The sequence below is a fragment of the Labedaea rhizosphaerae genome (assembly GCF_004362825.1).
GTDB lineage: Bacteria > Actinomycetota > Actinomycetes > Mycobacteriales > Pseudonocardiaceae > Labedaea > Labedaea rhizosphaerae.
This window is the reverse complement of record NZ_SNXZ01000001.1, coordinates 1676406-1688886: the sequence shown is the minus strand read 5'-3', so window position 1 is coordinate 1688886 and position 12481 is coordinate 1676406. Positions and strand designations below refer to the sequence as shown.

8 protein-coding genes are annotated in these 12481 nt (G+C 70.0%); 2 read left to right on the top strand and 6 right to left on the bottom strand.

Translation table 11 applies throughout. The features are described 5' to 3' along the window. Positions 1-136 precede the first annotated feature (136 nt). Together EV186_RS08060 and EV186_RS08055 are read left to right on the top strand one after the other, a co-directional pair. Positions 137-2056, top strand: a complete 1920-nt coding sequence (locus EV186_RS08060; RefSeq protein WP_133848370.1) for a 2-oxoacid:acceptor oxidoreductase subunit alpha — start codon at positions 137-139, stop codon at positions 2054-2056. Continuing rightward, entirely contained in the window at positions 2053-3132 is a 1080-nt protein-coding gene (locus tag EV186_RS08055; RefSeq protein WP_133848369.1) for a 2-oxoacid:ferredoxin oxidoreductase subunit beta, read from the top strand. Before EV186_RS08060 ends, EV186_RS08055 begins: the two co-directional genes overlap by 4 nt. Before the next feature lie 6 nt (positions 3133-3138). Here the strand turns inward: EV186_RS08055 and EV186_RS08050 are convergent, their stop codons facing one another. The 6 genes from EV186_RS08050 to nuoL form a co-directional block, all read right to left on the bottom strand. Beyond that, the gene (locus EV186_RS08050; RefSeq protein WP_133848368.1) at positions 3139-4332 is read right to left on the bottom strand and encodes a sunset domain-containing protein; all 1194 of its coding nucleotides are present in this window, start codon (positions 4330-4332) and stop codon (positions 3139-3141) included. A gap of 61 nt (positions 4333-4393) precedes the next feature. After that, positions 4394-6067 carry a sunset domain-containing protein gene (locus tag EV186_RS39840; protein WP_243753946.1) on the bottom strand — a complete coding sequence of 558 codons (1674 nt, stop codon included), beginning with the start codon at positions 6065-6067 and terminating at the stop codon, positions 4394-4396. 120 nt (positions 6068-6187) lie between these two features. Continuing rightward, positions 6188-7213, bottom strand: a complete 1026-nt coding sequence (locus tag EV186_RS08040) for a polyprenyl synthetase family protein (protein WP_243753877.1) — start codon at positions 7211-7213, stop codon at positions 6188-6190. Between the two features lie 106 nt (positions 7214-7319). After that, complete coding sequence (nuoN, locus tag EV186_RS08035) at positions 7320-8822, bottom strand: NADH-quinone oxidoreductase subunit NuoN (RefSeq protein ID WP_243753935.1); 1503 nt, start codon at positions 8820-8822, stop codon at positions 7320-7322. Between the two features lie 109 nt (positions 8823-8931). Next, entirely contained in the window at positions 8932-10518 is a 1587-nt protein-coding gene (locus EV186_RS08030) for an NADH-quinone oxidoreductase subunit M (protein ID WP_243753876.1), read from the bottom strand. Further along, positions 10515-12476 carry an NADH-quinone oxidoreductase subunit L gene (nuoL, locus tag EV186_RS08025; RefSeq protein WP_133848864.1) on the bottom strand — a complete coding sequence of 654 codons (1962 nt, stop codon included), beginning with the start codon at positions 12474-12476 and terminating at the stop codon, positions 10515-10517. Before nuoL ends, EV186_RS08030 begins: the two co-directional genes overlap by 4 nt. Positions 12477-12481: the final 5 nt, after the last annotated feature.

Genomic DNA, 12481 nt, shown 5'->3' with positions numbered 1-12481 from the left:
GCCGACGAACGATGCCTCAGTGGGACACGAGGATCGAGGACTAGGCTCGATGGTGTGGTGGCGCTGCGACCCGGGGCCGGCCGCAGCATGCCGCCGAACGGGCTGAGCTGTCAGTGAGAGAGGGACCGGCGAGCGCATGAGCACCACCGAAGGTGCTGCCAAGACTGCCGTTGCCAACGGCACCCGGCAGACCGAAATCACCAAGCTGGACCGAGTCGTCATCCGGTTCGCCGGTGACTCCGGCGACGGCATGCAGCTCACCGGCGACCGTTTCACCTCCGAAGCCGCCGCGTTCGGCAACGACCTCGCGACGCAGCCGAACTTCCCCGCCGAGATCCGCGCCCCACAGGGCACCATGGCCGGCGTCTCGTCGTTCCAGGTGCACTTCGCCGACTACGACATCCTCACCCCCGGTGACCGGCCGGACGTGCTGGTGGCGATGAACCCGGCGGCGCTCAAGGCGAACATCAAGGACCTGCCCGCGGGCGGCACCCTGATCGTCAACACCGACGAGTTCGCCAAGCGCAACCTGGCCAAGGTCGGTTACGACGCCGACCCGCTGGAAGACGGCTCGCTCGACTCGTACCAGGTCTTCAAGGTCGCCATGGCGACCCTGACCATCGGGGCGGTCGAGTCGACCGGGCTCGGCAAGAAGGACGCCGAGCGGTGCAAGAACATGTTCGCGCTGGGCCTGCTCTCGTGGATGTACCACCGGCCGACCGAGGGCACGGAACGGTTCCTGCGCGAGAAGTTCGCCCGCAAGCCGGAGATCGCCGAGGCGAACGTGCTCGCCTTCCGCGCCGGCTGGAACTACGGCGAGACCACCGAGGCGTTCGCGGTCACCTACGAGGTCGCACCGGCCAAGCTCGCGCCGGGCACCTACCGGCAGATCACCGGGAACACCGCGCTCGCGTACGGCATCGTGGCCTCGGCCGTGCAGTCGAAGCTGCCCGTGCTGCTGGGCACATACCCGATCACGCCGGCGTCGGACATCCTGCACGAGCTGTCCAAGTACAAGCACTTCGGCATCACGACCTTCCAGGCCGAGGACGAGATCGCGGGCATCGGCGCGGCCCTGGGCGCCAGCTACGGCGGCGCGCTCGGCGTGACCAGCACCTCCGGGCCCGGCATCGCGCTCAAGGCGGAGACCATCGGCCTCGGCGTGATGACCGAGCTGCCGCTGGTCGTGATCGACGTGCAGCGCGGCGGCCCGTCCACGGGTCTGCCGACCAAGACCGAACAGGCCGACCTGCTGCAGGCCATGTACGGGCGCAACGGCGAGTGCCCGGTGCCGGTGCTGGCGCCGCAGTCGCCCGCCGACTGCTTCCGCACCGCGCTCGAGGCGACCAAGATCGCTCTCACCTACCGCACGCCGGTGCTGCTGCTCTCCGACGGCGCGGTGGCCAACGGCTCGGAACCGTGGCTGGTGCCCGACATCGCCGACCTGCCCGACCTCACGGTCGAGTTCGCGACCGAACCCAACGCCCCGGAGGGCGGCGGCGAAGGTGGCGGCGGGTTCCTGCCGTACCTGCGCGACCCGGAGACGCTCGCGCGGCCGTGGGCGCTGCCCGGCACGCCCGGTCTGCAGCACCGCATCGGCGGGCTGGAGAAGGCCGACCGCACCGGCAACATCTCCTACGACCCGGACAACCACGACCGTATGGTCCGGCTGCGCCAGGCCAAGGTCGACGGGATCCAGGTACCCGACGTGACCGTCGACGACCCGTCGGGCAAGGCCCAGGTGCTGGTGCTGGGCTGGGGCTCGTCGTACGGGCCGATCGGCGCGGCCTGCCGCCGGGTGCGCAAGCTGGGTCATTCCGTGGCACAGGTGCACTTGCGCCACCTCAACCCGTTCCCGGCCAACCTCGGCGAGGTGCTGGCGGGCTACTCGAAGGTGATCATCCCGGAGATGAACCTGGGCCAGCTGGCCATGCTGATCCGGGCTCGCTACCTGGTGGACGCCCAGTCGTACACCAAGGTCGCCGGCCTGCCGTTCAAGGCTGAGGAACTACAGAACGTGCTGTTGGACGCAGTGAAGGGGGTGCACGCCGCATGACCGCCGTCGACCTCGGTCTGCCCCAGCTCGGCGGGCTCGACCTGGTGCCGACCACCGACGAGCCGCAGAAGGCCAAGGACTACAAGTCGGACCAGGAAGTCCGCTGGTGCCCGGGCTGTGGCGACTACGTGGTGCTGAACGCCGTCCAGTCGTTCCTGCCCACGCTGGGCCTCAAGCGCGAGAACATCGTGTTCGTGTCCGGCATCGGCTGCTCGAGCCGGTTCCCGTACTACATGAACACCTACGGCATGCACTCGATCCACGGCCGGGCGCCGGCGATCGCCACGGGTCTCGCGGTGTCGCGTCCGGACCTGTCGGTGTGGGTCGTGACCGGTGACGGCGACGCGCTGTCCATCGGCGGCAACCACCTGATCCACGCGTTGCGGCGCAACGTGAACCTCAAGATCCTGCTGTTCAACAACCGGATCTACGGGCTCACCAAGGGTCAGTACTCGCCGACGTCCGAAGAAGGCAAGATCACCAAGTCGACACCGCTCGGGTCACTCGACCACCCGTTCAACCCGGTGTCGCTGGCGCTGGGGGCCGAGGCGTCGTTCGTCGGCCGTGCACTGGACAGCGACCGCAAGGGGCTGACCGAGGTGCTGCGCCAGGCGGCCGCGCACCGCGGCTCGGCGCTGGTGGAGATCTACCAGAACTGCCCGATCTTCAACGACGGCGCGTTCGACGTGCTCAAGGAGGCCGGGCAGGCCGAGGAGCGGCTGATCCCGCTGGTGGACGGGGAGCCGATCCGGTTCGGTTCGCCGGGCCCCGACGGCCTGGGCGAGTACGGCGTGGTTCGGTCCGGCTTCGCCGGGCTGGAGGTCGCCAAGGTGTCCGAGGTGGGCGAGGACGCGGTGATCGTCCACGACTCGTCGCACCACGACCCGTCGTACGCGTTCGCGTTGTCCCGACTGTCCACTCAGGACCTGAGCCACGTGGTGACCGGTGTCTTCCGCAACGTCGAGCGTTCGACGTACGACGACCTGGCCCGCCGTCAGGTGGCCCAGGCCAAGGAGTCGAAGACCGCCGACCTGCAGGCCCTGCTGCGTGGCAAGGACACCTGGACCGTCGCCTGACAGCCGCTACTTGGCCTTGGCCCGCCGAGCCCAGCCGGTGAAGCCGGCCGCGACGGCGTCGGCCTCGTTGCGGAACCACACGTCGGGCTTGACCCGGCGGTAGTAGGGCGACTTCTCGGTGTGGAAGAGCTTCGAGTCCGCCTTGGCCTTGATGGTGAACTCCTCCGCCGGAGCCGCACCGCCCGCGACGGGCAAGGCCGAGGCGGGATAGGGCCCCGGCGCCCACGACCCCTCCGCGGGTGCGCTGGGAGCACGCTCGGTGCTCACCGCGGCGGAGCCGTCTTGGGTTGCCTCGCCCGCGGACTCGGAAGCTGCGGGAGCCGCGTCGGCAGGCTCGGCGGTGGCGAGAGGCGCGGGCTCTTCGGCAGGCGCGGCATCCGGCGCAGGAGTGGCGGCGGACCCGGTGTCGGTGGTAGCAGCAAGATCGGCTGTGGCGGCAGTCGCGGCCCCTTCGGCGGGCGCCACCTCCGCCTCAGGCACAGGGGTGGCGGAGGGCGCGGTGTCCGCGGTTTGCGCGGTGTCGGCCGCTGACGTGGTGCCAGCAGGCGCGGCGGCCACAGGCGACTCGGTGGCGGTTGTGGTGGCCTCACCGGATTCCGCGGGCGGCGCGGGATTGGCGGCAGGCGCAGCACCGTCGGCCTCGCTGTCGGCGGCGGGCGCAGCCGGCTCAGCGGCACCGGCGGCCTGAGCGTCCGCGGCGGCTGTGCTGGTGGCTGTGCTGGCGGCAGTGCCAGTGGCAGTGCTGGTGGCCGTGTCGTCGGGTGCGGTGACGGACTTGGGGCCATCAGCGGATTCGGTGGGCTCGGCGGGCTCGTGCAGAACGCTGGTGATGTTTTCGTGGTCCAGCTGGCTCAGGGCCGGGTCGCTCGGCTCTGCCGGTTCGGCAACCGTGTCCGGGTCACTGGGCGCGTCAGCCTGCGGGGCAGCTTCCGGCTCCGCAGCGTCCTTGTGCTCCGTGGCGTCGGACTTCTCGGCGTCGGACTTCTCGGCGGCCGCGGCGGCGGCTTGGGACGCGGCCGGGCTCAGCAGGCTTGCCACCGGCGTCGACGAAGTGTCCTTTTCGGACGGTGTCGGCATCGCGTGCTTGGGGCCGGACTCGGTCGTGCTCGAGCGCTTGCCGCGAGCCAGGTAGCCGACCACGACCCCCAGCACGAAGGCGATCAACGCGTAAAGCCACGGCTGCTCGAACAGGGACTTCATCTGTGCATGCCTCCCGGACACCGCCATCGCACGGTGCGCAGAGGTATAGCACACCCGTCGCTCAGGACAGGGGGCGGAACCCGACTCGCTCGGCATCCTTTGTGGTCCGGAACCACACCTCGGCCACGGTACGACCGAACAGGGGCGAATCCGGTTCGCAGTAGCGCAAAGCGGTGACGCTCGCCTTCACCGTGAACTCCGGCGACGGGGATCCCCCACCGGGCAACGGCATTGCCGAACCTGGGCCGAAGGGACCGGGCGGCACGAACGCGCCATCGCCCGCGCGTGCCGGCGTTGCCGCCGCCGCGCCGGGGGCGGGCATCGCGGTGGTCGCCGACTCGTCGGCCGGGACGATCGGCTCGAAGAGGGAGCGCGCGCGTTCCGGCTCGGCCGGCTGCTCCGCCTCCGCGGTGGCTGTCGTGGCGGTCGCGGACGCCGTGCTCGCCGTGGCGGCGGTGGTCACGGGGATTGCCTGGGTCGCATCGAGCTCCGGCTGGGGCTGAGGCTCCGATTGGGGCCGGGGCTCCGACTGGGGCTGGCGCTCCGATTGGGGCTGGCGCTTCGACTGAGGCTGGGGCTGAGACTCGGATTGGGGCTTCGGCGGAGACGGGCGCGAACGCGAACCCGTGTCGAACCGGGTGGCGCCCGGCTTGCGGACCGGCAAGGACGAGGTGGGGGCGCTGGCCGACGACGGCGCGTCGGCCTCCTCCGGCTCCTCGTCCCGGGCGTCCTCTTCGGACTGCTTGCTGTCCGAAGAGGACTCTCCGGTCTTGCCGTCCAGGCTGGAGATCAGCTCGCCGGAGACGGGCTGGGTGCGCTGGGTGAAGATGGTGCCGCCGGTGTCGGCGGGCTCATCGATGTCCGCGACGTCGTCGACCAGTTCGGCGGAATCGGCCTGACGGGGGTCCACGGCGAGGTCGTCGACGAGGTTCTCGTCGTCCTTGCCCGCAGGCGAAGGCGACGGCGCGGACGAGGAGACCTCGTCTTCGGAGCGGTCGCCGGTTTCCTCGAACCAGCCGCGGTCGCTGGTGTCCTCGACCTCCGGCGGCGCCTCGATCTCACGGACCGGCTCGGGCGCGGCGATCGCGGGCAGGAACTGGGTGGCCGCGGCCTCGTCGTCGGGCTGGCGCCTGGGCAGCGACGGCTCCGGCAGCGGCGGCTCGGGCGGCGCGAACAGGCTGCCCTCGTCCAACGAGCCCGACACCGGCACCCGCACGGTGGGCTGCGACGCCGACTGGCCCAGGCGCAGCACACCGCGGTCGGCCGCGTCGTCTTCGTCGTTCGAGGGAGCGCCGGACAGCAGTTCGGTCCGGGCCGGCTCGCGGTCGCCCTGCCGGAACGGGTCGTAGTCGTCTTCGTCGCCGGGGGCGAGCACCGGCTGCGCGGGCTCGGCCGCGAACGGCGACGGCACCCGGGCGGGCTCGTCGTCGAACGGGGACGGGCGATCGGCCGGGTCTTCGTCGAACGGCGAGGAACGGCGGCGGTCGGCCGGATCCTCGTCGAAGGGCGAGGTGCGGCGACGGTCGAGCGGGTCGTCGCCGTAGCGGGTCGGACGCTCGGGCAGCGGCGGCACCGACGGGCGCGCCCGCGACACGCTCTCGCGTTCGGTGCTCGTGGACAGGTCCAGCTCGGCCAGCTGCCTGCGCGCCGGAAGCGCGAGCAGCGCCCAGCTCAGCAACGCCCCTGCCACGAAGGCCAGCGCGCTCCAGAACCACACCTGGGCGAAGATCCCCATCGAAACAGCTCCTCCCGCCGCTCCCGCTGCGACAGCTTAGGCGGCACAACGCTACTGCAACGGTCGGATCGACAGGTCGGGGCACTAAAAGACGGGCTGTGACCAGTCCACTATGGCGGGTTACCGGGTTCGTTCGACCACGTAACGGGTGAGCATGTCCAGCGCGTCGTGGGCCGGGCACGCGGGCAACGAGTCCAATTCGGTGCGTGCGGACTCGGCGTACCCGTACACGGTCTTGCGTGCGCGCTCAAGACCGGACGAGGTGCGCAGCCGGTCCAAGGCCTCCGCGACGTCGTCGTCCTCGGTGATCGGGCCGGAGAGGAGCTCACGCAGCCGGGGATCGCCGTCCTCGGCCAGGGCGTAGAGCATGGGCAGCGTGCGCACGCCTTCGCGCAGATCCGTGCCGGGGATCTTGCCCGACTCGGTCGCGGGCGAGGCGATGTCGATGATGTCGTCGGAGATCTGGAAAGCCGCGCCGATCACGTCGCCGAAGCGGCGCAAGGCCTGCACCTGGGCCGGCGTGACCCCGGAGAACATGCCGCCGTAGCGGCCCGAGGTGGCGATCAGCGAGCCGGTCTTCTGGCCGATCACGCCGAGGTAGTGGCTGACCGGGTCCTCACCCTCGCGGGGGCCGACGGTCTCGCGCATCTGACCGGTCACCAGCTCACCCATGGTCTCGCCGATGATCAGCGTCGCCTCGCTGCCCAGGCGGGCGACCAGCCGCGAGGCGTGGGCGAACAGGAAGTCGCCGGTGAGGATGGCGATGGAGTTGTCCCAGCGGGCGTTCACGCTGACGTCGCCGCGGCGCATGGTGGCCTCGTCCATGACGTCGTCGTGGCAGAGCGTCGCCTGGTGCACCAGCTCGACCGCGGTCGCGGCCGTGAGCACCTCTTCGGTGTTCCCCGTGCCGAACTGCGCGGCCAGCAGGGTGAACAGCGGGCGGAACCGCTTGCCGCCCGCCTTCAGCAGGTGCAGCGCGGCCTGGTCGATGAAGTCGACATCGCTGCGCACCACGGAGCGCAGCATGTCCTCGACCTTGCCGAGGCCGTCCTCGACGGCGGCCGCCAGCTCCGGGTCGGCCTGGTCGAGGCCAAGCGAATCCGGCAAACCCGGCACCGGGTTGTCCGTGCTCTCGGAGTCGGTCACGTCGGCATCGCTCCCTTGCTTCGCCTGGCCATTGCGCCTCCCACCAGCGTAATGGCCGCACCGTTCCAACCCGGGCGAAGCAGCGTGGGCTTGGTCTCAGCCACCCCTACTGCAGCGCGAACACCCCGGACGACGTCCAGTCCAGCACCAGCGACGGCGCGATCCCGAGGAACAGGGTGACCAGCACGCACACGGTCAGCACGCCCGTGGTCCACAGGTTCGGGATGGTCACCGTCGGGCCGTCCTCGGCCGGCTGGCTGAAGTACATCAGCACGATCACGCGCAGGTAGAAGAACGCGGCGACCGCGCTGGCCAGCACGGCGACCACCACCAGCGGCGCCATCCCGTCGGACAGGGCGGCCTGGAAGACCACGAACTTGCCGACGAACCCACTGGTCAGCGGGATCCCAGCCAGCGCGAGCAGCAGGAAAGCCATGGTTCCGGCGACGAGCGGCGACCGCTTGGCGAGCCCGGCCCACTGCGAGAGGTGGGTCGCCTCACCGTCGGCGTTGCGCACCAGGCCGATCACGCCGAACGTCGCCAGCGTGGTGAAGCCGTAGGTGACCAGGTAGAACAGCGTCGCCGACAGGCCCGCGGGCTTGAGCACGATGGCGCCGATCAGCAGGAACCCGGCGTGCGCGACCGAGGAGTAGGCGACCATGCGCTTCACGTCGGTCTGGGTGAGGCCGAGCACCGCGCCGATCACCATGGACGCGATCGCGACGCCCCACAGCACGCCCCGCCACTCCCAGCTGGTGGTGCCGAAGCCCACCGAGAGCACCCGCAGGATGCCGCCGAACGCGGCGATCTTGGTGCAGGCACCCATGAACGCGGTGACCGGCGTCGGCGCGCCCTGGTAGACGTCCGGGGTCCAGGTGTGGAACGGGCCGACCGAACCCTTGAACAGCAGGCCGACCACCAGCAGGCCCAGGCCGCCGAAGAGCAGCGTCTCCGAGCGGTTGGTGCCCGCGGCCGCGTTGGCGATGTCCGAGAGCTGCACCGAACCGGCGTAGCCGTAGAGCAGCGCGAGGCCGTACAGGAAGAACGCGGACGCGAACGCGCCGAGCAGGAAGTACTTGACCGCCGCTTCCTGCGAGAGCAGGCGGCGACGGCGGGCCAGGCCGCACATCAGGTACAGCGGCAGGCTCAGCACCTCGAGCGCGATGAACATGGTGAGCAGGTCGTTGGCCGCGCAGAAGACCATCATGCCGCCGAGGGCGAACAGCGCGAGCGGGAAGACCTCGGTCTGCATCTCGCCGCGCCCGGCCTGCGCCCGGTCCTGCACGGTGCCCGGCCGGACCGCCGCGTCGGCGACGAAGTAGCCGCCGCGCTCGACCGTGCGGTCGGCCATCAGGATCAGCGCGCCGATGGTGAGCACCAGCAGCGTCGCCCACAGCACGAGCGTCGGCTTGTCCACCGCGAGCGCGCGGCCCAGGGTGATGGTCCCCGTCTCCGGCATCTCGTCGGCGTAGCTGAGCAGCCGCCAGCCCGCGACGAGGATCGCCAGCACCGAGAGCACGAGCTGCGCGGCGATCCGGTTGTGCCGGGGCAGGAACGCCTCGAACAGCACGCCGACGCAGGCCGCGCCGAGGATGATCAGGATCGGCATGATCGCCGGGTAGCTGATCGGCGGCTGCGTGATCGTGGCCGCGGGCGCGGGCGGCGCCGGCACGGGCACCGGCTGGGCCGCGGTGACGAGGGTGGCGAGCACGGACACGTCAGTGGCCTTCCTGCACAGTTACCGGGTCGCCGACGCCGACCGAGGTCATCGTGGCGTTCACGGTCGGGGTGACGACGTCGAGCACCGGCTTCGGGTACAGACCGAGGCCGATGACGAGGACAACGAGGGGCACGAGCACCCCGATCTCACGGCCGGTGAGGTCGCGGATGGCGCGCCGGGCACCGGTCTCGGGCGCGATCGTGGCGCCCGGGCCGTCGAACTGCATCAGCGCGTCCCCGCGCACCGGGCCGGTGAACACCCGCTGGTACAGCCAGAGGATGTACAGCGCGGCCAGGATCATGCCGACCGTGGCGATGATCGTGTAGACCGGCGCGTTCGGGTACGACCCGATCAGCACGAGGAACTCGCTGATGAACGAGTTCGTGCCGGGCAGCGAGAGCGAGGACAGACCGGCCAGCAGGAAGAGCCCCGCCAGCAACGGGGTCAGCTTCGCCATGCCGCCGTAGTCGGCGATGCGGGTGGAGCCGCCGCGGGCGATCACCATGCCGATCACGATGATCAGCATCCCGGTGGAGATCGAGTGGTTGATCATGTAGCTGACCGAGCCGGTCATCGCCTGGCTGCTGAAGGAGAAGATGCCCAGCGCGATGAAGCCGAAGTGGGCGATCGACACGTAGGCGATGAACCGCTTCATGTCGCGTTGTCCGGTGGCCAGCAGTGAGCCGTACAGCACGCCCGCCGCAGCCAGCACCAGCACCAGCGGCGCGAGCTTGCGGCTGGCGTCGGGGAACATCGGCAGGCAGTAGCGCAGGAAACCGAACGTGCCGACCTTGTCCAGCACGCCGACGATCAGCACGGCGACGCCGATCGGCGCCTCCGCGGCGGCGTCGGGCAGCCAGGTGTGCAGCGGCACCAGCGGCGCCTTGATGGCGAACGCCGCGAAGAAGCCGAGGAACAACCAGATCTGGGTGGACAGCGGCGCGTGGTGCACGACCGTGACCAGCGTGGCCCAGTCGAAGGTGCCCTTGCCCAGCGCGTTGCCCGCCTGCACGTAGAGCGCGATCACCGAGGCCAGCATGATCATGCCGCCGAGGAACGAGTACAGGAAGAACTTGACCGCCGCGTACTGCCGGTTCGCGCCGCCGTAGCTGCCGATCAGGAAGTACATCGGGATCAGCATGATCTCGAACAGCACGTAGAACACGAACACGTCGGTCGCGGCGAACACGCCGATGGTCAGCGCCTGCTCGACGAGGATCAGGCCGAGGAACCCGCCCGCGGAGCGGCCCTCGGGCAGCTTCTCCAGCCAGCTCGACCCGATCACCAGCGGCACGAGCAACGCGATGACCGCGATCATCACCAGCGCGATGCCGTCGACGCCGAAGGACAGGTGCACGCCGAACGACGGGATCCAGTCCATCGAGAACGCCTGCTGCAGCCGCGCGCCACCGGCGTCGTAGGCCGCCCACGACACGATCGCCAGCGCGAACTCGACGATCGAGATGCCGAGCGCGACCAGCTTGGCCAGCCGGTCGTTGCCGCGCAACGCCGCGACCACGATGGCGCCGACCAGCGGCACGAGCAGCAGCGCGACCAGCACGGCCGACGAGGAAGAGGAAGTCACGAGAACCTCACCATCAGGAGTGCGGCGAGCACCAGGATGGAACCGGCGAGCATGGTCAGCGCGTAGGAGCGCACGAAGCCGGTCTGCAGTCTGCGCAGCCGGCCGGAGCCGCCGCCGAAGACGGCCGCGATGCCGTTGACCGCACCGTCCACGCCGCGGTTGTCCAGGAACACCAGGAACCGGGTCAGCCAGGTGCCCGGCCGGGCCACCAGCACCTCGTTCAACGCGTTGCCGTAGAGGTCACGGCGGGCCGCGCGGACCGGGAAGGACACCCGTTCCGGCTTCTCCACCGGGACCGGCTTGCGGCCGACGAGCAGCCACGCCAGGCCGACGCCGATCACCATCAGGGCGATCGAGATCGTCGTCAGGACCGGGGTCGAGAAGGGGCTGTCGTGCGCCTCGGACAGCTCACCGAGCGTCGGGGACAGCCAGTCGACCAGCGTGTGGTTGATCGCCAGGTACGCACCGGCGCCGAGCGAACCGACGGCCAGGATGATCATCGGGATGGTCATCACGGCGGGGGCCTCGTGCGGGTGGAACTCGCGACCGTCGGTGCTCTTGAGCTTCTCCCAGCGCTTCTCGCCGAAGAACGTCATGAACATCAGGCGGGTCATGTAGAACGCGGTCAGCGCCACACCGAGCATCGCGGCGCCGCCGAACACCCAGCCGCGCCAGCCGCCCTGGCTGAACGCGGCCTCGATGATCGCGTCCTTGGACCAGTAGCCCGACAGCAGCGGGAAGCCGATCAGCGCCAGGTAGCCGCAGGTGAAGGTGGCGAAGGTGATCCGCATCTTCTTCCACAGGCCGCCGAACTTGCGCATGTCGACCTCGTCGTTCATGGCGTGCATGACCGACCCGGCGCCGAGGAAGAGCCCGGCCTTGAAGAAGCCGTGGGTGAGCAGGTGCAGGATGCCCAGGCCGTACCCGATCGGCCCGAGGCCAACGGCCAGGATCATGTAGCCGATCTGGCTGACCGTCGAGTACGCCAGGACCTTCTTGATGTCGTCGTAGGCGCAGCCGATCACGCACCCGATCAGCAACGTGATCGCGCCGATGATCACCACGATCAGCCGGCCGTCCGGGGAGGCCGAGTAGATCGGGTTCGAGCGGGCGATCAGGTAGACGCCCGCGGTCACCATCGTCGCGGCGTGGATCAGCGCGGAGACCGGGGTCGGACCCTCCATGGCGTCGGGCAACCAGGCCTGCAGCGGGAACTGGCCCGACTTGCCGCAAGCACCGAGCAGCAACAGGATCGTGACGGCCAGCAGCGTCCCGGAGGACAGGCGGCCGTCGCCGACGGCGGCGAACACCTCGGTGTACTGGGTGGTGCCGAGCTGCTGGAACAGGATGAAGATCGCCAGCGCGAGCCCGACGTCACCGACGCGGTTCATCAGGAACGCCTTCTTCGCCGCGGTGGCCGCGGACGGGCGGTCCTGGTACCAGCCGATCAGCAGGTAGGACGCGAGACCCACGCCCTCCCAGCCCAGGTACAGGGTCACGAAGCTGTTGCCCAGCACCAGGACCAGCATCGAGGCGACGAACAGGTTCAGGTACCCGAAGAACCGGCGGCGGTCGCGATCCTCGGCCATGTAGCCGATCGAGTAGATGTGGATCAGCGAGCCGACCCCGGTGATCAGCAGCACGAAGGTCAGCGACAGCGGGTCGACCCGGAAGCCGAAGTCCACCTGCAGCGCGTTGACCGGGATCCAGTCGTAGATGTGCAGGTTCTGCACCCGCTGACCGGCGTCCAGACCGGTCGACGCGAAGAACATGACCACGCCGTATACGAACGCGGCGATCACGGTCGCGCAGCCGAGCAGGTGTCCCCAGGCGTTGGTGCGCTTGCCACCGGCCAGCAGCACCAGCGCGCCGATCGCGGGAAGCAGCACGACCAGCCATGCACCGCCCAGCGACCCCGACGCGGCGACAACCGACTCGGCGCCCTCACTGAGATTCATCATCG

Bases quoted from the DNA above. Each gene is read 5' to 3' on its own strand.
- EV186_RS08060 (WP_133848370.1), top strand. From the start codon at position 137: ATGAGCACCACCGAAGGTGCTGCCAAGACTGCCGTTGCCAACGGCACC.
- EV186_RS08055 (WP_133848369.1), top strand. From the start codon at position 2,053: ATGACCGCCGTCGACCTCGGTCTGCCCCAGCTCGGCGGGCTCGACCTG.
- EV186_RS08050 (WP_133848368.1), bottom strand. From the start codon at position 4,332: ATGAAGTCCCTGTTCGAGCAGCCGTGGCTTTACGCGTTGATCGCCTTC.
- EV186_RS39840 (WP_243753946.1), bottom strand. From the start codon at position 6,067: ATGGGGATCTTCGCCCAGGTGTGGTTCTGGAGCGCGCTGGCCTTCGTG.
- nuoN (WP_243753935.1), bottom strand. From the start codon at position 8,822: ATGCCGATCCTGATCATCCTCGGCGCGGCCTGCGTCGGCGTGCTGTTC.
- nuoL (WP_133848864.1), bottom strand. From the start codon at position 12,476: ATGAATCTCAGTGAGGGCGCCGAGTCGGTTGTCGCCGCGTCGGGGTCG.